The organism is Pseudoalteromonas rubra, from assembly GCF_000238295.3.
In the GTDB taxonomy this organism is placed as follows: Bacteria; Pseudomonadota; Gammaproteobacteria; order Enterobacterales; family Alteromonadaceae; genus Pseudoalteromonas; species Pseudoalteromonas rubra.
In genome coordinates this window covers 875,397-894,580 of sequence record NZ_AHCD03000035.1, presented here as the reverse complement: position 1 = coordinate 894,580, position 19,184 = coordinate 875,397, and the positions used below count along the sequence as shown (strand labels likewise).

The following is a 19,184-nucleotide window of genomic DNA, read 5'->3' as shown; positions in this document are numbered from 1 at the left end:
CCTTCTCTAAAATACTGATAAGCTCCTTGGTGCGTTAATCCAGCCCATTCGTTCTATTTCGTAACTTTACCTGTTTTCGCTCCACCGCTGCTGTGTTATAACGTAACCCAACCGTTAGGCTAAATTATTCAAGGAAGCATAAATATGAAGGTGGTCTATCTTTTTTTAATCCTCGTGTTTTGTACGTTCAACAGTCGTATGTTAGTTGCAAAGGAAGCTGCTAGTCCGCTTACCGTGCCTTTGTCGGACAGCACTTTGCTCAGGGCGACTGTATTTCTGCCTGAGACAGACGAGGCGAAGCCGGTTATTTTACAGATCACACCCTATGGCCGGGATGAAGCGACCGAACGTGGTGAGTTTTTCCGAAATCATGGCTATGTGTTTATCGCCGTTGATAGCAGAGGAACGGGTGATTCACAGGGGGAGTTTGTCCCTTTTGCAGATGATGGTAAGGATGCATATGACATCGTGGAGTGGGCCGCGAAGCAGTCATTTAGTGATGGCCAGGTTGCCACTCTGGGTGGCTCGTATCGTGGTTTTGTTCAGTGGTCGATGCAAAAGTTCTCACCGCCGTCCTTAAAATCTATGATTGCCATTGCCTCTGTATATCCAGGTAAGGATTTCCCTCTCAGAAACAACATTTTTGTTAATTACACTATGTCCTGGTTAAACATGGTGTCAAAAGCAGGTAAGGGCGCTTCTTACGGAGGGGGACCTTGGAATGAACTTTACTTAAAGCAGAAAAATAACGGACTCGCATTTTCTGAATTAGATAAATTAGCTGGCAATCAAACTACTGAATATCAAACCTGGTTGCAGCATCCAAAGTATGATGACTATTGGCAGGGCTTTGTACCAAACGCCGATAATTACCGGGCGATCAATGTGCCTATCCTGTCTGTTACCGGGCATTATGATGGAGATCAGCATGGCACTTTGCTTTACTATCTAAACCATCAAAAATGGGGTCGTCCAGAGGTGTTTGATCAGCATTATTTGATTATGGGCCCATGGGATCATGGTGGCACTCGTTACCCAAAACCGGCTCTGGGGCAGTTGCAATTGGGCGAGCGCAGCGTGCTGGATATGAAGCAAGTGTATTTGGATTGGTTTAACTGGACCCTGAAAGGCAAAGATAAACCACGCTATCTCAAAGGAAAGATCAGTAAATATATCCAGAAAGCGGGTACTTGGCATGCCAGTAAGCAGTTGGCACAGGGCCACTGGCACACACTGTATTTAACACGTACTAAGCGGCCAGCGTTATCTGCATCCCCTTCTGTTGTGGTTGATGCCGACCGTCGTCACTCTCACTATGTTTATGATCCTATGCGTAAGGTCAGTGCGCCATCAGCGTTTGATCTTAGTGGAGAAGCGCCTCTTTGGCATGCTGATGGTGAAAAGCTTGTCTTTGATAGTGCAGAGCTTTCCGAAGATCTTGTATTATCGGGTCAGATTCAGGCGAGATTGTGGCTGAGTATCAATGTCCCTGATACGGATTTTCATGCGAGCGTATTTGAAGTGTGCCCTGAGAATAAGCCGTTGCTATTGGCTTTTGCAATGAAAAGAGCCAGGTATCGTAACGGCCTTCAAAAACCAGAAATGGTGACGCCTGGTCAACCGTTTAGCCTGAATATGGACGATTTCAATTATGTTTCACGTGTATTGTCCAAAGGCTGCAAATTACGCTTTGTTGTCTCATCGAGCAGTTGGTATCATCAGAAGCATTATAACGGGGAAAGTGCGGTTGCCTATCAAACCGCTAAAGATGCCAAGGTCGCAAAAGTCACGTTATGGCATGATAACACCTATGTAAGCCAACTACGATTGCCGGTGCTTGAAACGGTACCAGCGAGCTACGATGGGCCTTTCCCTCTGGCATCTAAAGTAGGGAAAGAACAATAAAGACAAGGCTTCCGCTGAGGTGATGTCTGTATTTGCTCTTTATGCCAATGGTATAAGCAATGATTTGTAGGGAAAACATCATGCAATTTGAAAGCTGGATAACTTTTTGCTCAATCGCGTTACTGGCAACCGCCACACCCGGGCCTGCGGCTTTGTTGGTGTCTATGCACAGTTTGAGTTTTGGATTAAAAAAGTCGATGTTGACCGTACTGGGTAATATCACCGGGCTTTTCATGATGTCCGGGTTAGCTGTACTTGGTCTGAGCACGGTGATCCTGCATTCGTCACTTGCCTTTACCGTTATTAAAGCCCTGGGCGCATTATATCTGATCTATTTGGGTGTCAAATTATGGCGAAATGGGCTGAGTAAACTAGACGTCAATGAAGTCAGCTGTGCTAAAAGTAAGGCACTCAATTTATACGGTCAGGGTGTCCTGGTCGCGTTAACTAATCCCAAAGCTATCGTTTTTACAACAGCGCTCTTTCCACAGTTTATTGTTGTCTCAGAGCCATTATTTGCTCAGTTCTCTGTGTTGGTTTTGAGTTTTATGTCTTTGTCGGTGTTGTGTTTGTCCAGTTACGCTTTTGTAGCTCAACGCGCAAAGTCTAAAGCACGCAACCTGGTGTCGGGCACATGGCTGGGTAAATTGTTTGGTTCCACGTTTATTGGCGCAGGCTGTTTTCTTGCTACAACCTCCAGGTAAGCAAGCAGCGATTAACCGGCCAATTTTCTATATTAAGCATTGGATATACAGATGAATAAACATTTTATTCCGGAGTCATTTGAACCGCCAGTGAACCTGGATACTGAGTACTTTCATTTCAGGGTACTGGACGTCAGTGTTGCCGAGCCTGATTACGAAGCCGTAATGTCGAGTCAGCAAAATTTGCAGGGGATCTTCGGCCCGGATTTTGACTGGCCTAAAGCAGATATGACTCTTGATGAGAGCAGAGCAAGCCTGAAAGTGCATCAGCGCGAATTTGCCGCCCGGGAGGCATTTGCCTACTCCGTTTTTGATTGCTCGCAAAAACGCTGTCTGGGGTCAGTATATATTGATCCAAGCCGTTCACCTGAATACGACTGTGAAGTGTATTTATGGGTGCGATCAGACAGTCAGGCATTGGATCCCGTGCTGTATAAAACGGTTCAGAGCTGGCTTGGCGACCATTGGCCATTTAACAAGGTTGCTTTTGTAGGAAGAGCGATTTCCTGGCAAGCCTGGGGGTTGGAAATCCACAAAGAGCGCAGCGAAACTTAGGAAGGTTAAAGTCCATGAAATGGTTTGTATTGAGCCTGTTTTTGTTCTCATCCGGGCTATTTGCATGTAACCCTAATGCAACGACGTTTTCCAACGAACTCCGGGAGGGAAGGCAGCTGGAAGAGGCTTTTGCATTGCAGATAGCTCAAGAAGCTGATTTTATCGGGATTGGTCGCGCAGTCAAAGTACGTTCTGTTGATGAAGAAGTCTGGGGTTACCAGCAAAGAGTCTTTTTTACCGTGTATAGCGTGCTCAAAGGGACTGCAAGCGCTGAGGTTTCTGCGCTGATGTTAAAAACGGATACGCTTTCAGATGCAGAACGCATTGATGATATCTACGTTTGTGGCAAAGCTCAGAAGCCAAGTGTAGACGACGCGTATGCTGTGGAGACTTATAAGTACTTGTTTTATATCAAGGATGGAATTTTGTTACGGACGAATACTTATCCGGAAGCGCCATTGCCAATGAGCCCGGCAGAGGAGGTGGAGTTTTTGCGGCTTAAACAGCAAATTGACAGTCATCAATCACATTAACTCAAAACGGTTAAAAAAGGGATGCCAGAGCGGCACCCCAATTCATTCACTAGCTGACGCAGGGATTATTCCTGGTCGTGAAACATCTCTTCAAGCTTAAGCCCTGAGAGCTTCTTCAAAGAGTTCAGTAAGTAATAGAGCGCAATAAAGAAGACAATCATGGTAGGTACCATGATCACCGGGTAGCTCAGCGCGGTCATTCTGCCCAGTTCACTATTATAGGCCTCTGTGCCTGCCGGGCTGACGACAATCATTTTTGCCAGAACATAGTTTAGCGCTGAAGATAAGAAAAATGCACTGGCGAGGATTTTGGAGGCAACCTGTTGCACTTTGATTAACTTATCGCTGTTGCCTTTTTCTGCCAATGCCTTTTCTATTCCTTCAATGTCCATGACGGTGTCATTGAACATCAGCGTTTTTAGCAAGGGGTACTTAGTATACTGGCTGACAATAATGCCAATACCGATAAGCCCGGGGATCAAGGCTTCTTTGATGGCGATATATTTTGCATCCAGCTCCAGCAGACTAATCCCACCGGTGAGCAAGACGGAGACAATACCCAGACCAGAGATAAAGCTGAATTTTCCTGTGTTTTTACGCTCCCACAGACCAAACCCCAGTGGAAAGGCCAGCGCGACTACAACGCCGAGTGCCGGACCCAAGTATTGCTCTCCCGAAAACTTAGTCAGGATAACCACCGGAATAATAATGTTAAAAATCATTTGGCTAAAAAAGCCGCTTTGTTTCTTATTGGACGACGACACTTTGTCCCCTGTAGTTCTAAACAACGAATGGCCTGAGTGTACGGCAAACTGGGGTTAAAGGGCAACTTTAGGCCTAAAGTGAATATGAGACAAAAAAAGAAGCTGCACCCGGCAGCTTCTTTTTTATTGATGAAATCTTAACTTGAGATTAGTTACAGAAGTTCTTCACCCAAGTGAGGTCGTTCACGCGATGCGGAACGTGGAAGAGCTTCGTCGCTTGTGCAGTTTGCGGATCAATCTCATAGATTGCCGCATCAGCATTACGCTCACGGCCCGACACATACAGTGTCCCTTCTGGTGAGATGGCCAAACCGGACGCCCAGTTAACGCCATGCTTGCCAATCAGGGTTAGCTCCAGATTTGCGTCTGCGGTGTACAGCGCAGTGCCGGTGAGCACGTAAAGCGTGTTGCCATCCGCTGAGTAGGCAATATCGCCGTTTTTAAAGTCTTCGTTCGAGGCTTTCATTTTACCCAGTACGCGCTTTTCACCGGTGGCTACATCGTAGTCATAAGCATATGTGCGACTGGTAGCCTTCAGAACGTCACCCGAGATGTCATAGGCAAGACGGATGACTTTATAGCCATCGGTTACTGATTCCAGGGTTTGCGTTTGTGCAGACAGATCATAGCTGTAAATGTGTGAGCTACGGGTCTTAGCGCTTTGCTGGTCGATGAAGTAAAGTTTACCGTCATGTGCAGCGATATTTGATGCTGTGTTATTCAGGTTAATTACTTTGTCCGACTGGCCTGTGCCCAGGTCTATCTGGTGTACGTAGCCTTGCTCGGCATCGCCGTAATAGTTAATGGCATACAAGCCACCGTTACATACAGCGCTGTCATCAGGCAGCTGACCTGTGAAGCTTCCGCCGCGTAACTCCATAGAGCCATTAAAGCTGTTTGCGATGACTGGCATGGTTGCCGTACCGTGTGGGGCTGTGATATCGGCTTTGGGTGCTAAAATCACGCCTTCGGTTTGCAAGCCGGCCAGGTTTAGTGCTGTGGCATCTGGGAAATTAAAAATGGTGCGTTGTCTGTGGTTGCTCAGCGTTGCATAGCTCTTGTTATTGAGCGGTGCAAAATTAGCGCCGGCACCTGAAATATTGAACACAACCGTGGCGTTGTCTGGAATACCCGACACATCAAATGTATGACTTGACTGAACATCCTGACCGGATAAATTAAATACCTGCAGTTCACTGGTATTATCGCCTGTCAGGTAAAGGCCACCCCATTGCTTGAGTGTTTCTCCTGTTTGTGACAATTCAGCCAGGCTGGCAGACAGGGCTAACATATCCGACTGAGCATCGGCAAAGTCGACAGGCAGAGTGGTAGCGTTGGCAATGACCTCGGCACCGGCTTCAAGACCTAAACGCACGGCTTCGCTCACCTTGTCTGTTTGGCCGCCAGCAATGATATGACCAACATATTGTCTGCCATTGATATACTGAATATCACCACCAGCAACCAGATAATGCGCATTCAGTGCACTGTTATGGCCATACCCGATAGAATAGCCATTAAGGCTGACATCATCGCCTGCGAACACGGCACCCAGTGCATTTCCCGATGTTGAATAAAAGTCATCAAATACCAGTGCGGCATAGCCTTTATCCAGGTCATGCTCAGATGACGCGCTTACCGAAAATGCACAAGCAACCAGTGCGCCTGCGAACAGCTTTTTCTTCATTAAGTTCTCCACGAGTTAGGCCTGCACTTAGGTTATTGCGCAGCTGCCTTGTCAAAAATTCGCCTATTCTAGTTCTTTTATACTAATTTGTCTCTACTTTTCTTTCATTTTACGTTTGCCGCGTGTCAATTATAGGACCTAATGTGTCTTTTTATTGTCACTGGCATACTTGTTCGAGCGTGATAAATAGCAGCTAAAATCATCGTCATCGTCTTGGAACAAACCAACATCAGGCGATAAATGTTTGATGCACTTTGGTTAATAAACGCATCCTGTTGTTTATTTCGCTAAGAAGAATACAATTTCTTTGCCAGGTTTGGCTGTTGCACGTCATAAAAATAATAAAAAAAGGATCCAGTATGGAGATCAGAAAACTCAATGCCCTGAGAGGCATTGCGGCAATCATCGTGTTTGTAACGCATTTCAGCGACATAACAAACTGGCTGCATGGGGCGCTGGGAGGCGGAGCCGGTGCGTATGGTGTGATGTTATTTTTTCTGCTGAGCGGTTTTTTGATGTCGCACTTATATCTGGATAAAGACTTTACCCTAAGGGGTGTAAAGCATTACTTTGTCGCCCGTTTTGCGCGTGTTGTACCACTTTATCTGCTGGTGGTCTTTGCTTCGTTCGCCCTGACTCAGGGAGGCAGCGATCTGCTCTATCATATCCCCGATCATCAAGTGCTGTTGGCGCATGGGTTGTTTTTATATGGTGACAGCGTGCTCTGGTCTATCCCGCCGGAAGTGCAGTTTTACGTTTTATTCGTGTTGTTTTGGTCATTCGCTGCGACAAGGCGTGGTTATATCTACCTGCTGATAGTCGGGGGACTGTTGCTGTTGTTTTTTACTAATTTCCCCCGCATTTACGGTGACATGTACGGTGTGCCTTACAACCAGTTCACTGTGTTGCGCAGTCTGCCTTATTTCTTTATCGGAGTGATATTCGGGTTACATTATAAAACCCTGGTTATTCCCTCATATCTGAAAAAGCACGGATTTATTTTGGCTTTGTGCCTTATTCCACTGATGTACCCTGAGCTGTCTCCGGTGACATCGGATGCAAAAAATCGCATGTGGCTGAGTTATGAAGTGTTGCTGGTAATGAGTACCGTGTTCTTCTGTGTGGTTTTTCTGGTGCCAGACAATAATATCCTGCTAGCTAACAAGGTAGGTGATTTCTTCGGTAAAATCTCTTATTCACTGTATTTATTACACATGCCAGTAATCACTGTCATACATCAGTTTGACTGGGCTGTGGAGATTAAACTCATCGCTTCGTTTGCATTGAGCACTGCGATTGCGTTTGTGTCATTTGTTTGTATTGAAAAGCCACTTGCCAGGTATATTAGGGGCGCGCAGTATGCTTACAGGGCCAAGCCGGTAGCTGTGTCGGGTTAACCCTGGGGTTCTTCGGTAAGCAATCTACTTTACAGGTGCTTAGGAGATGCACAAGCGCCTGCAGGCGCTTGTGCAATCAGGTTAATGTAACGATGAACTGATTATGATGGAAAGCAAAACGGGGTCATAAACAGTGACACTTGCTTGCGTAGTATCTGATCTTTCGTTATTACTCACCGTGAGCTTCATCTGATAGCTGCCAATATTTTCATAGGTATGCTGTGCGGAAGATTGACTGGTTTCTTCATCAACGACACCATTACCATCAAAATCCCAGCCGTAACTGAGTGTGCGCCCATTGGGGTCTGAAGACGCATTCGCAGTAAATGTGGTCTGCGTGCCTACCATGACAGAGTAGGAAGATTGATCCAACGCAGCGATGGGTTTTCCTTCTAAAGCCAAAGCGGCTGCGTGCACATCAATTCTGGGACGCGTTATGCCGTTTCGTGCATCTGTTACATTGACGCCCGTTGACTCTAATACCTGCTCAATCCGATCTACACTGGCATCCGGGTTGATCTGTTTGAGTACGGCAATCGCACCGGCAACATGCGGCGCAGACATCGACGTACCAGACATGTTAATTATGCGAGATCCAGATACAGACGATGCAATACTGCGGCCGGGTGCAAGCACGTCGACTTGTTCGGACATATTAGTTCCCCAGATTACTTCGCCATTTGCGTTCCATACAATAAGCAGGTCATCATCTGCGCGCATTGTGCCGCCTACGGTAATTGCATCACTTACGCACCCCGGGTGACCTACAGCCCCATCAAAATAGTCATTGCCTGCGGAGATAACGGTTGCAATACCCATTGTTCTGAGGTCCTCTATGGGGTCCGCAAGCACGCGATCATCACAAGCTTCACGGAATTGTCCACCGCCCAGGCTGAGATTGACACTGGCGACATTGTCTAATGCACCGCGTTCGACTTCTTCGATGACCCAGTTAAATGCCGCTAATAGGTCTCTATCGTATGAACGTAAACATGGATTACCATCGCCACAAATTGCAGTGTTGTTGTCAATGCGGGTGAATACCTGCACGCCAACAATATTCGCCTCAGGTGCAATGCCACTGATGCCGGTAATGGAACCTGCTACTATTCCGGCAACATGTGTTCCATGGTCACACTCACCAAGCGCGTCATTTTCACATATGCTCGCTGAGCCTGGCCCAACTCCTGTGGTCGCTCCGCCGGCACATAAACTTGTATCATGGTTAGCGTTATTTGATGAGAAACACGCTTCCTGAATAACCCGATCACCTAAAAATGGATGGTCAGCCTGAACTCCGGTATCAAACACAACAACCGACTGACCTGCGCCTGAATAGCCCATGTCATGAGCCTCGGGCGCGTTTATGTGTTCAGCTGACTCGACAAGGTGAACTGAGTTGGCAGTATCTTCTGAAATCATGTCGAACAAACCACTGTGTGCTAGGGCATCCAGTTCGGTGTCGCTGACTTCCATCATCATATATCCCCAGCGTGGGAGGCTGCCGCTTACCTCGACACCGAGCGTTTGTAATTCTGAGTTAGCTTCTGAGAGGCGAGCCTGCATTTGACTCTGTTTGGCAATTTTCTCGGTACGGTAAACATAGGTATCTGGCTGTTGCGTTTGCTTTAACCTGGCTATCACACGAACATTATTTCCTTGTTGTGTTTGAGATTTTAACGCCTGATAGCTTTTGTTAAGTTGAGCACTTAGGGCAAGATTATCCAGTTCCGGTGTCGCAATGGCTTCTGTCATCCAAAGACAAGAAAGCACAACCCCCAATGATCTTTTAAACATAAATATCCTTGGTATTTTTAATTAGTTTGTTTTTCCTTTGTGTTAGTCCAGACGTTAATTGAATTACCATAATCTGGAACAGAACCGGAACCAGCATAATGGCGAAAGGTTAAATTTAGTTGACAGTGTACGGCTGTTTGAGAAAGCAGTAGTAAAGTCAGCTAGTTAGTTTTGGGCAATTTATGTGAATGTTTGACTCAGAGGGCCGCCTGAAAAAGTACACGCGCATGTCGGTCACTTAATTCATCCCCTAATCTCGTTTGTTAGTCGAATCCTTCCCTTCTTTTTGTGAACTCTAGCGCTGAAATCGGGTCAAGAGTCTAGGACGTTCCTCTTTTGCAAATATATGTTGTAAAAGAACCAAGCCATGATAGAAACACCGCGTTATTGAGGGAGTAAACGACCCACTATGGGATCAGATAATTCACCTGCATTAAGCCTGGGCGAGCCGCTTCAGGTATGTGATAAAAAAAGAAAACGGGCGGTGCGCAAGCGCTGGATATTAACAGGCTCTACCAGTGCAGTTTTAAAGCAACTGACTTTACCTATGCTGTGGGCAATTCTGGCACTGTTTAGTGCCGACCTGATGGAGCTTTATTTTGCATCGCGTTTGGGTGTAGAAGAGCTCACAGCGATGAGTTACACCTTGCCTGTTCAGGCCACTTTATTTGCTTTTGCGATTGGTCTGGGGATTGTTGTGGCGACCCGTTTAACACAGGCAAAAGAGGTTGAGCAGCTGGCAGCGGTGAGTCTGATCTTCACCATACTCACAGGCGCAAGCTTGGCGATGATCATATGGCTTGGTTTACAGCCGTTATTGACCATGCTGGGGTTTGCTGAGTTTTCTGCTCGTGAGCAAGTCTGGCCGACACTCGAGCGTTATATGCAATATCGACTGGGCGCAGTCGTATTCTTTTTTATTGTTATGGTGGTGTTTGGCGTGCTTCGGGCATTTGGCAATATGCGCGGCGCGGCGCAGTTACTGGTGATGTTTGCCGGTACACAAATCCTCATTAGCGCTGCATTGTTCACGCCCTGGGCGCAATCTGCGTTATCGATGAGTGGCCTGGAAAGACTGGGAATTGCCCATTTTGCAGCTGCAACGAGTGCCAGTTTTTATGCGCTGTATTTATTGCGTGTTAAAGAGAACATCAGGCTCAAAGTACACCTTTTATCACAGCGTAGCCGACAAGCGTTTCGCCGTTTGTTCAGGCTGTTTATTCCCGTGGTAGCTATGCAGTTGCTTACGCCGCTGGCTCAGTCGTTATTAATGATGATCGTAGCTTCGCAGGGGAGTGATGCTGTGGCCGCGTTTGGCGTGGTCATGCGTATAGAGCCGCTTGCATTGTTGCTGCCTATGGTGCTGACGACGTCATTACCCATTTTTGTTGGTCAAAATTGGGCTGCGAATAAGTCTTTACGGGTACGCAGAGGCATTAAGCAGGCAATGGCTGCCTGTTTGGTCTGGCAGAGTCTCATTGCGTTAGTGCTCTTTTGGGGTGCCGATATGTTAGGGGTTGGTTTCTGTAAACAGTCTTTTGTGAGCCATTCTATTGAGCTGGCGATGTGTATTTTGCCTATATCCTATGCTGCGCTGGCGGGGGTGATGCTGTATGTGAGTTGTTGCAATGCCATTGGCCGCACCGGCCTTGCACTGAATGTGACTTTGGTCCGATTGTTTGCTTTGTCCTTGCCTGGTGCGTATATCGGTGCTCAGTTGAACGGTTTTCAGGGGATTATCTGGGCGTTGGCGTTGGCCAACTTTATGGTTGGTGCCTGGCTTATTTACGGCGCTGTACACACGCGTAGGACCCAGAATACGCTTGCGCTTGGCTAGTGTTATAGGTGTGGGCCTACACAAGCCGGCCCACCTATTCATGACTATTTAAGGTCAATACTCAGCGCACAGTGATCCGCAAGCATGTTTTTTGGGGTCATGTCTGCGAAATAGTGGAACTGCGCACTGCCTGACTGAAACTGGTCTTTGAGTGTTTTAGCCACGAGAATGTGATCTATGGGTGCCGGGTAGTAAGGGTGGCAACCAGTCAGCATCTGATTTGCGTTAAATAAAGGCGCGTTGTCTATGTCGTTAGGCTGTGCATTTGCAGCACCTTGTGGAAAATACAAATCCCGGCTTAGGCGGTTGTAAGGTGCCGTGAGGCGATGGTTAAAGTCGCCAAGCACGACAAAGTCTGCCTTTTGTTTGGTTTTTTGTTCAACCCAGCCGTCCAGTATCGGGGCTTGTTTCGACAGCAGCTTACAGGCTTCTTTATCTGAACGCTGGTAGTCATCAACAAAACAGCCACTTTTCAGGTGCACATTCAGCAGGTGCAGCGCTTCACCTTGATAGGTCAGTTGGATCTCCAGCCCATTTCTGAGACCTGGTTTCACTTTTGAGAAAGTACTGTGCTGCACGACCTTATCAACGGCCAGCGGTTTTTTTACCACAAAAGCGATTTTTTGCTGGGTTGAGTTATTGCCACTTTTGCGGCAGGTGTATGTTTTACTGTCGGCTCTGTCTGACATCACTACGTGCCAGTCTTTTTCCCCGAATACCTGGCGCACGGCTGAAGCTGAGGCGACTTCTTGCAGTGCAATAATATCGGCATTAAGTGACTGCGCGTATTGTCTCAGGGCTTGAATGTCTTTTGTGGTTCTTGGCTTACATCCCGAGTTGTCAGATGCAGAAAGGTGTTCAATGTTCCAGGTTGCAACACGCAGTGGCTGCTTCGATGTGGCATGTTCCTGATGACCATGCGATAGCGCGGGTGTAGCACACAGCAGTGTGAATAAGGCTGCAACGGGCTTTATATTTGAAAGAGTCATGAAGTGTTTAAATTCATAAAATTGCAATAGTGTTATAGTGTATCAAGATTATTGCCATTTGATGATAGAAGTTAGAATATTTGCGTTAAATTCACTAAAAAGCCAGACATGGCAGGGGCGTTGTGTCTTACGCCCTGTTACTACCGCAATGTGCCAGTAAAAAGTCGATCAGCACTCGTACGCGCCGGGCTTTTTGACTATTACGATGAAAGTACACATAGAGCGGCGCATACGGACACCAATAGTCTGGCAATATCGGTACCAAGGTGTTTGTTGTGAACTGGCTGGCCACCATAGGCTCAACAATGCGGCCAATGCCTATCCCTTTATGCGCTGCATCCAGCATCAGATCGGTGTCGTTGACAGTCAGAGCACTTGGCATATCTACACTGAGCCTTTCCCCATTGCGATCCAGATATAAAGGCGCTATTTGGTTTGATGCGATAAACCGATAGTTGATCAGTTTATGATGCCTCAGCGAGTCAGGACTTTCGGGCAGCCCATAACGTGCAACATAATCATGAGAAGCGAATAAGGCTTCTTTCATGGCGGGCGTAAGCGCTCTCGCTACCAGGCCTTCTTCAACCCGATCACCAAAGCGAATGCCCAGATCAAATCCCTCTTTGAGAATATCAATGGCGGCATCGGAGACCGATATTTCCAGGTCGATTTCTGGGTATTGCAGGCAAAATTCGGCATATATTGGTTTGAGTAAGTACTGGTAAACAAATCGTGGTGTAGTCAGTCTCACTTTGCCGGACGGGATCTGACCGAGATCACTGACTTCTTCCAGCGCAGAGCTGAGGTCATTCACAGAGTCATAGGTACGTTCGAACAGCAATCGACCTGCTTCGGTTAATTCAATACGACGGGTCGTTCGGGTAAACAAGGGCAGGCCGAGCTCCGCTTCCAGTGCTTTGAGTGCATTGCTGACAGAAGGGGGAGCCAGTTCCAGCTTCTTGGCTGCCTTGGTGATACTTCCTTCAAGCACAATGGTGTGGAACATAATCAACTGGTTAAAAGCTGCGCCATTCATATGCGATAACTCATCGTTTTATTATTAGTTTTAAGCTATCAATTTATTAGTTAATTGGCATCTAATTTTTAGTAATTGGGCGCAATATACTGTTTGCCAGATTATGACAAAGCCGTGCTTAGGCCGGTGTTGATTAAGTTTATGCAAAGAGGTAACTATGAGCAAAGTGGTCGTGATTTCCGGGCATCCAGACCTGGCTGCTTCAAACACCAATCGAGTGATCCTGGATGAAATTTCTCAGGCTGTCTTTGAGGTGGAAATTCGGCGTTTAGATGAACGCTATCCAGATTTCAATATTGATGTTGAAGCCGAACAGCAAGCATTGTTGTCGGCAGATGTCATTGTGCTGCAATTTCCCTTTTACTGGTATTCAGTGCCGGCATTGCTCAAAAAATGGCTGGATGATGTGCTGAGTTATAACTTTGCATATGGTGCGAGTGGCGACAAACTCAAAGGGAAGGCATGCATTTTATCGTTCACAGTGGGTGGTCCTGAGTCATCCTACGATCCACTTGGCTATAACCACTTTGAAATTGAACAAATGATCCGACCTTTACAGCAAACAGTGTATTTAACCGGTATGCAATTTATTGAACCCGTTTATACCCATGGCATGGTGTACATACCTGGCGTTTACAACGAGTTATCGGACGTACAGAACAAAGCCAAAGCACATGCATCGCGTTTGTGTGAACGTATTCATAACGTGACACATGATCCGGTCATACAAATCGAGCGGTTTGTGCGGGTGTGGTTTTCTCGATTTGATGTCTTGCCTGCTGACTGTGCTGAGTTCACCTGCTCCTTATCTGAAGACATTAAGCTCGACATGATGGGGGATCAATATCAGGGCCATGAGGGATTCAGAGATTGGTACACAGCAGCGAGGCGCACCTTTAAGCCCGGCTGCGAGCATCTGGTTGAGCAAATCGAGGTGAGCGAGAAGGGCAAGGGGATTTATCGGGTGGAATTACGTGTTCGGCTGATAGCCGAGACGTATAGTGACTCACCTTTAGGCGGGCAGGCTGTAAACTTACTGGTTAATGAAGTCTGGCAGGTTAATCTGGTCGGCAACTTTTTTCAGATTACAGACTATCAGGTTATGACAGCCGAGCAGGCAAAGTAGTGCGTATTATGACAAGGTTAATTCTCATGAAAATATCTTTATTCATCATGGTTGTATTTGTACTTGTGTCGCCTTTTGTACATGCCACTCCAAAGCCTGAGTTACCCAGGCTGCATCAGGCTGTGATCAGTGGCGATATATCACTGGTAAAGCGTTTGCTGAGTGCCGGGGCAGATGTCAATCAGCTGGATACCAGAATGGGAAACAGTCCGTTGCATATCGCTGCACAGACCGATCATACTCAGATATTGGCACTGCTGATCAGAGAAGGCGCATTTATCAATTTACAGGCACCGCGCTCCGGTTTTACGCCGTTAATGATAGCAACCTGGTATTCAAAGCCAGACAACATTATTGAATTATTCAAACATCCCGAACTGAACATCGAATTGACAACGCCAACGGGTGCCAAGGCTGAGCAGTTAATTGGAGGCTGGGACAAACAAATTACAGCCAGTGAAGCACGCCGTTATGACGAACTGGCGGCGCTTTTTGCCCACAAGCGTGCTCAGCAACAGGCCATGTTAGCGCAGCAGAAGATCCTCAACGTGATTGAAAATAGCGCGATGAGTGAAGCGCAGAAAGTTACTCAGATCACAGAGTTACTTGCAGCTGGTCAGAACGTTAATCAGCGCCGCCCCGTCTATTCTAACCGCAATGACTGGCACACCCCATTGCTGGTTGCTGCTAGAGAGGGGTATGGCAGTGTGGTTGAACTGCTACTGGCGCATAATGCTGACCAGACAATACCGGGCTACCCTATGAACGCCATTGCCCTGCATAAGGCGGGCTATATGGGACATGCTGATATAGTCAGACAGCTGATTAATGATAAGCGTGGCTCTTTGGTTCTAAATGCACAGGGTCCAAACAATGGCTATACGCCGCTTCATGATGCCATCTGGCATGGACACATCGAAGCGGCCAAAGTGTTTATTCAAGGTGGCGCACAATTGCAGCTCAAAACTTATGAAAATGACACGCCACTGGATCTGGCTGAACGCTATCATTATGTGCAGATCATAGAGGCCTTACTGAAACAACATCAGATTGCACAATTCGATTGAGTATTAAAGCAATGACAGCAGGGAAGCTGTGCTTTAGAACAACAAGGATAAATTGAAAAGTAAACTGGTAAGTGTAAAAATAGTCAGAATAAAGTTACATACAATGAACCCATAATGACCGTAAAAGTTACCCGCAGTATGCTAAAACGACAGGCCATCATAGATGGTGCCCTGAGCGCGTTTCAGCAATATGGTGTCAGCGACACCAGCATGGACAAGATTGCCGAAACTGCTCAGGTTTCAAAGCGTACCGTATACAATCACTTTGCAAGTAAAGAACAGTTAGTGACGCATATCATCAAAGAAATCTGGCGTCAGAACATTTTGACGTGTGACATAGAGTATGTGCACGACACAGAATTGGATGTACAGCTGGCTGCGTTACTGAAGAATGAGCTGGACTTTCTGAGCAATCAGAATTTGCAGGAACTGATCCGAGTAGCGATTGGGTACTGTTTGTTTAATCCTGATATTTTCACTGCTGAAATGAGTGAGTTTTTTGATCAGGAAACCGCCTTGATCCGCTGGATTAAGCAAGCCATGTTACATGGACAGTTGCGTCAGGCAGATCCTCAAAGCGCACATGCCCAGCTGATCAGTCTGTTAAAAGGGCAGGCCTTCTGGCCTCAGATTTTGCATCAACAACCCGCACTGACTCAAGAACAGATTGACGTACTCACAGCGGAAACCGTGGCGTTCTTTCTGGCCTATTATCGGGTCTAACTTTTGCCACACAAAGATGTACAGTGTAGGTAATTGCACTAGGGGCAAATATTCAATATAACCTCAAAAGGTACAGTCATAAAAACACTGTGTGATGAGTACCTGGGTGTGCGCTGAGTTGTACTACACTTTAGCCCATCAGCTATAAGGAAAAGAGACTTATGACATTACGTGCGTTCACACTCATCATTACCCATGGCCTGGTTGGATTCGCCGGTTTCGCGGGTGGCATTTATATGCTGCCCATTCTAACTGCGCCACCCGCCCCTAACGAGGGGGCTGTCACAGCTGCATCTTTAGGGGCTGATTATTCGGCACAATTTCGTAAATCTTTACAAGACAGTGATGCATTACACTGGGGGGAAGGCATGGTGTCGATCAGCAAAGATCACATTACTTTGCTTGGCGAGCTGGCCCCGGGGCCGGATTATCGTTTGTATTTGTCTCCTCAATTTGTGGAAACAGAAGCTGATTTTAATCGCCTCAAAAGTACCATGGTTGAGGTCGGTGACATCAAAACCTTCAGTAACTTTGTGGTCGATGTACCCCAGCAAATCAACCCGGCTGATTACAATACGGTGATTGTCTGGTGCGAGGCATTTGGAGAGTTTATTACAGCTGCACAGTATCAGTAGCGGCCAGTCATAAAAAGGTCACTGACTGTTCCTACTTCGGTAATAGTGTCCCTCTATTGTTATTTCCTTGAAGAATAAAAACGCTTTCTTTGGACGTAAACTTAGGAATAACAATGAAAAAAGTAACATCTCTCTCTGCTGTGATTGCGGCTTTGCTACTTGCTGGCTGTGATGACGACAAAACCGAAGTCGTTGAAGTAGAAAAAGCGGTTGTCACCACAGACACGCAAACTCAGGTAGTGGAAGTCGAAAAGACCATTGTGGTTACCGATACCATTACTGAGATCAAAACCATAGAAGTCCCGGTTGTGGTTGAAGTACCAGCGGGTGGTGCCAACAACATGCAAGTCGGTACGCGCCCGGATTTTCTGGTGCAAGACATGGATGAGGGTGAGCTAAAAGATAAACTGGCCCAATGTTCGAATGGTCCTTTCTACAAGACAGACTTTTCAATCGGCCACCGTGGTGCACCGATGCAGTTTCCTGAGCACACTAAAGAGTCGTATCTCGCAGCGGCCAAAATGGGTGCGGGTATCTTGGAGTGTGATGTAACCTTCACCAAAGACAAAGAGCTGGTATGTCGCCACTCTCAGTGCGATCTGCACACCACCACTAACATCCTGGAAACTGACCTGGCACAGAAATGTTCAACGCCGTTTGTACCGGCAGATCCTGAAAATGGTGTTGTGGCTCAGGCTAAGTGTTGTACCAGCGACATTACGCTGGCGGAATTTATGACGCTTGAAGGTAAAATGGACGCTGCAAACTCTATGGGTACCACAGTTGAAGAATACATGAATGGTACGTCGAACTGGCGCACTGACTTATATGCCAGCCGAGGCACATTGATGACTCATGCAGAAAGTATTGCTTTGTTCAAAGAGCTGGGTACTAAGATGACGCCTGAGCTTAAGTCTCCATCCGTCACTATGCCGTTCGATGGATTTTCTCAGCAGGATTATGCTCAGAAAATGATTGATGAGTATAAGGCTGCGGGCGTTGATCCTAAGCACGTCTGGGCACAGTCATTTAACCGAGATGACATCAACTATTGGATAGCGCAAAATCCGCAGTTCGGTGCACAGGCCGTTTACCTGGATGACCGTTATGAAGCGCAAACGGCTGAGAATGAAAAGGGGGTTACGCCGCAGCAACTGGTCAATAACCCTGAACTCTTAGTCCCCACAATGGCTGAGCTGGCAGCAGACGGCGTGAAGATCATTGCACCACCTATGTGGGTACTGGTAACTGAAGAAAATGGCGAAATGGTGCCATCTGCGTATGCCAAAGCAGCGCGTGACGCAGGCCTTGGGATCATTACCTGGACACTGGAGCGTTCAGGCCACCTTGCAGCTGGTGGCGGCTGGTACTATCAAAGTGTCAATGGCGCACATCGTGGTGAAGGTATGATTAACAACGATGGTGATACCTTTAAGCTACTTGATGTACTGGCGAAAGATGTGGGCGTAATGGGCGTATTCTCTGACTGGCCGGCTACGACGACTTATTATGCTAGTTGTATGGGCATGCCAGCAAGTATCTAATCCGACATAACAGGCCGCAGTCTCATAAATGAGCTGCGGCCTTTTTGTGCTTAAAAGAATTTACTAAACAGTAAGCGGACCGAGAAACTGCCGTCGCTATCGACCAGCGGGCTGTCGGTGATGCTGTCATCAAACCAGGTGTAGTCAAACGCAAGCTGGGTAAATCCGTCAAAAAAGATGGGTGTTGATACCGAGAACCCGAGCGCGACATTGGTGGCATTATCGCCCTGATAGTAGGGGCGCATGTTGGTGGCTTCGTTCAGCCTTACCCCGTAATAATAGTCAACATGATTGCTATCCAGATGGCTGATAGTGAGACTGGGCTCATAGAAAAATGGACCGGATTTAAAGACCTTACCCAGCCCTGTTGACAGCTCGTAGCCATCCGATTTATCCAGCACATCGTGTACCGCAGAGATATTGAACTTCCAGTTGTTACGCTCGTATCTGATACCAAGGCCAGCATCCATTGAGAAGTCACGCTCAGCCATACCTTTAAACACATCGCTGTCTGACTCATCGAAGCCCTGAAAGCGCGGGGCTGCCTGCAGCAGGATCTCTATGTCGTTGACTTCCAGCATTTCATAGCTGATGAATGGTCCCAGCACTGAGAGTTTATCTCCCCGGTAACCTAAAATGGGCAGGGGGATCACACGCCTGTCGTAGCCCTGGTATATTTCTTCACTGACGCCCAGCCCGATGCCGTACAAAAACCCTTTGGGTTCAAGCTGAGCTCTTGCCGCGCCCCGTTCATCGGTTTGAGCCTGAAGTGGCAATGAGGCAACCAGCAGGGTACCAATACAAAATGCGTGTTTAAACATAGTGTGTCCTTATCTGAGTTTATTATTCTGTTCTCACGTATGCATGATGAACTGAAGCCTGAAC

17 protein-coding genes are annotated in these 19,184 nt (G+C 47.0%); 11 read left to right on the top strand and 6 right to left on the bottom strand.

Annotated features, from left to right (window positions below):
• Window positions 1-198 precede the first annotated feature (198 nt).
• From PRUB_RS15140 to PRUB_RS15125, 4 genes are all read left to right on the top strand, one after another.
• Complete coding sequence (locus PRUB_RS15140; RefSeq protein ID WP_162144632.1) at window positions 199-1,905, top strand: CocE/NonD family hydrolase; 1,707 nt, start codon at window positions 199-201, stop codon at window positions 1,903-1,905.
• Between the two features lie 80 nt (window positions 1,906-1,985).
• Entirely contained in the window at window positions 1,986-2,609 is a 624-nt protein-coding gene (locus PRUB_RS15135) for a LysE family translocator (protein WP_010382004.1), read from the top strand.
• 51 nt (window positions 2,610-2,660) lie between these two features.
• Complete coding sequence (locus PRUB_RS15130; protein WP_010382002.1) at window positions 2,661-3,164, top strand: hypothetical protein; 504 nt, start codon at window positions 2,661-2,663, stop codon at window positions 3,162-3,164.
• A 14-nt stretch (window positions 3,165-3,178) separates the two neighbouring features.
• Entirely contained in the window at window positions 3,179-3,697 is a 519-nt protein-coding gene (locus PRUB_RS15125; RefSeq protein ID WP_010382001.1) for a hypothetical protein, read from the top strand.
• A 65-nt stretch (window positions 3,698-3,762) separates the two neighbouring features.
• Here the strand turns inward: PRUB_RS15125 and PRUB_RS15120 are convergent, their stop codons facing one another.
• Window positions 3,763-4,419, bottom strand: a complete 657-nt coding sequence (locus PRUB_RS15120) for a VC0807 family protein (protein WP_010382000.1) — start codon at window positions 4,417-4,419, stop codon at window positions 3,763-3,765.
• A gap of 190 nt (window positions 4,420-4,609) precedes the next feature.
• A complete protein-coding gene (locus PRUB_RS15115) occupies window positions 4,610-6,148 on the bottom strand; it encodes a choice-of-anchor A family protein (RefSeq protein ID WP_010381998.1) in 1,539 nt (512 codons plus the stop codon).
• A gap of 359 nt (window positions 6,149-6,507) precedes the next feature.
• Here PRUB_RS15115 and PRUB_RS15110 point away from each other — a divergent pair, with 359 nt between their 5' ends.
• Entirely contained in the window at window positions 6,508-7,545 is a 1,038-nt protein-coding gene (locus tag PRUB_RS15110) for an acyltransferase family protein (protein WP_010381996.1), read from the top strand.
• 81 nt (window positions 7,546-7,626) lie between these two features.
• Here PRUB_RS15110 and PRUB_RS15105 read toward each other — a convergent pair whose 3' ends face one another.
• On the bottom strand, window positions 7,627-9,342 hold the full coding sequence (locus tag PRUB_RS15105; protein ID WP_010381995.1) for a S8 family peptidase: 1,716 nt from the start codon (window positions 9,340-9,342) through the stop codon (window positions 7,627-7,629).
• 409 nt (window positions 9,343-9,751) lie between these two features.
• On the opposite strand from PRUB_RS15105, the gene PRUB_RS15100 reads away from it, so the two are divergent.
• A complete protein-coding gene (locus PRUB_RS15100) occupies window positions 9,752-11,179 on the top strand; it encodes an MATE family efflux transporter (protein ID WP_010381994.1) in 1,428 nt (475 codons plus the stop codon).
• A gap of 44 nt (window positions 11,180-11,223) precedes the next feature.
• Here the strand turns inward: PRUB_RS15100 and PRUB_RS15095 are convergent, their stop codons facing one another.
• Together PRUB_RS15095 and PRUB_RS15090 are read right to left on the bottom strand one after the other, a co-directional pair.
• Window positions 11,224-12,168 (bottom strand): endonuclease/exonuclease/phosphatase family protein, encoded by a 945-nt coding sequence (locus tag PRUB_RS15095; protein ID WP_010381993.1) that lies wholly within the window; start codon window positions 12,166-12,168, stop codon window positions 11,224-11,226.
• A gap of 127 nt (window positions 12,169-12,295) precedes the next feature.
• Window positions 12,296-13,204, bottom strand: a complete 909-nt coding sequence (locus PRUB_RS15090) for a LysR family transcriptional regulator (RefSeq protein ID WP_010381992.1) — start codon at window positions 13,202-13,204, stop codon at window positions 12,296-12,298.
• A gap of 157 nt (window positions 13,205-13,361) precedes the next feature.
• Between PRUB_RS15090 and PRUB_RS15085 the strand changes: the two genes are divergently transcribed.
• The 5 genes from PRUB_RS15085 to PRUB_RS15065 all read left to right on the top strand — a co-directional run bounded on the left by PRUB_RS15085 (window position 13,362) and on the right by PRUB_RS15065 (window position 18,299).
• Window positions 13,362-14,330 (top strand): NAD(P)H-dependent oxidoreductase, encoded by a 969-nt coding sequence (locus PRUB_RS15085; RefSeq protein ID WP_010381991.1) that lies wholly within the window; start codon window positions 13,362-13,364, stop codon window positions 14,328-14,330.
• A 26-nt stretch (window positions 14,331-14,356) separates the two neighbouring features.
• Window positions 14,357-15,397 carry an ankyrin repeat domain-containing protein gene (locus PRUB_RS15080; protein WP_010381990.1) on the top strand — a complete coding sequence of 347 codons (1,041 nt, stop codon included), beginning with the start codon at window positions 14,357-14,359 and terminating at the stop codon, window positions 15,395-15,397.
• Window positions 15,398-15,511: 114 nt separating this feature from the next.
• Complete coding sequence (locus PRUB_RS15075) at window positions 15,512-16,120, top strand: TetR/AcrR family transcriptional regulator (RefSeq protein ID WP_010381989.1); 609 nt, start codon at window positions 15,512-15,514, stop codon at window positions 16,118-16,120.
• A 161-nt stretch (window positions 16,121-16,281) separates the two neighbouring features.
• Entirely contained in the window at window positions 16,282-16,755 is a 474-nt protein-coding gene (locus PRUB_RS15070) for a DM13 domain-containing protein (protein ID WP_010381988.1), read from the top strand.
• A gap of 113 nt (window positions 16,756-16,868) precedes the next feature.
• Window positions 16,869-18,299: a glycerophosphodiester phosphodiesterase family protein gene (locus PRUB_RS15065; protein WP_010381987.1), complete on the top strand. Its 1,431-nt coding sequence runs from the start codon at window positions 16,869-16,871 to the stop codon at window positions 18,297-18,299.
• Between the two features lie 50 nt (window positions 18,300-18,349).
• Here the strand turns inward: PRUB_RS15065 and PRUB_RS15060 are convergent, their stop codons facing one another.
• Window positions 18,350-19,120 (bottom strand): MipA/OmpV family protein, encoded by a 771-nt coding sequence (locus PRUB_RS15060; RefSeq protein WP_010381986.1) that lies wholly within the window; start codon window positions 19,118-19,120, stop codon window positions 18,350-18,352.
• Between the last annotated feature and the right edge of the window lie 64 nt (window positions 19,121-19,184).

What these genes read in the sequence shown, in the direction of transcription:
- PRUB_RS15110 (WP_010381996.1), top strand. Translation starts at nt 6,508, where the DNA reads ATGGAGATCAGAAAACTCAATGCCCTGAGAGGCATTGCGGCAATCATC.
- PRUB_RS15125 (WP_010382001.1), top strand. Translation starts at nt 3,179, where the DNA reads ATGAAATGGTTTGTATTGAGCCTGTTTTTGTTCTCATCCGGGCTATTT.
- PRUB_RS15140 (WP_162144632.1), top strand. Translation starts at nt 199, where the DNA reads ATGTTAGTTGCAAAGGAAGCTGCTAGTCCGCTTACCGTGCCTTTGTCG.
- PRUB_RS15085 (WP_010381991.1), top strand. Translation starts at nt 13,362, where the DNA reads ATGAGCAAAGTGGTCGTGATTTCCGGGCATCCAGACCTGGCTGCTTCA.
- PRUB_RS15080 (WP_010381990.1), top strand. Translation starts at nt 14,357, where the DNA reads ATGAAAATATCTTTATTCATCATGGTTGTATTTGTACTTGTGTCGCCT.
- PRUB_RS15095 (WP_010381993.1), bottom strand. Translation starts at nt 12,168, where the DNA reads ATGACTCTTTCAAATATAAAGCCCGTTGCAGCCTTATTCACACTGCTG.
- PRUB_RS15105 (WP_010381995.1), bottom strand. Translation starts at nt 9,342, where the DNA reads ATGTTTAAAAGATCATTGGGGGTTGTGCTTTCTTGTCTTTGGATGACA.
- PRUB_RS15120 (WP_010382000.1), bottom strand. Translation starts at nt 4,419, where the DNA reads ATGATTTTTAACATTATTATTCCGGTGGTTATCCTGACTAAGTTTTCG.
- PRUB_RS15060 (WP_010381986.1), bottom strand. Translation starts at nt 19,120, where the DNA reads ATGTTTAAACACGCATTTTGTATTGGTACCCTGCTGGTTGCCTCATTG.
- PRUB_RS15075 (WP_010381989.1), top strand. Translation starts at nt 15,512, where the DNA reads ATGACCGTAAAAGTTACCCGCAGTATGCTAAAACGACAGGCCATCATA.
- PRUB_RS15135 (WP_010382004.1), top strand. Translation starts at nt 1,986, where the DNA reads ATGCAATTTGAAAGCTGGATAACTTTTTGCTCAATCGCGTTACTGGCA.
- PRUB_RS15090 (WP_010381992.1), bottom strand. Translation starts at nt 13,204, where the DNA reads ATGAATGGCGCAGCTTTTAACCAGTTGATTATGTTCCACACCATTGTG.
- PRUB_RS15070 (WP_010381988.1), top strand. Translation starts at nt 16,282, where the DNA reads ATGACATTACGTGCGTTCACACTCATCATTACCCATGGCCTGGTTGGA.
- PRUB_RS15065 (WP_010381987.1), top strand. Translation starts at nt 16,869, where the DNA reads ATGAAAAAAGTAACATCTCTCTCTGCTGTGATTGCGGCTTTGCTACTT.
- PRUB_RS15115 (WP_010381998.1), bottom strand. Translation starts at nt 6,148, where the DNA reads ATGAAGAAAAAGCTGTTCGCAGGCGCACTGGTTGCTTGTGCATTTTCG.
- PRUB_RS15130 (WP_010382002.1), top strand. Translation starts at nt 2,661, where the DNA reads ATGAATAAACATTTTATTCCGGAGTCATTTGAACCGCCAGTGAACCTG.
- PRUB_RS15100 (WP_010381994.1), top strand. Translation starts at nt 9,752, where the DNA reads ATGGGATCAGATAATTCACCTGCATTAAGCCTGGGCGAGCCGCTTCAG.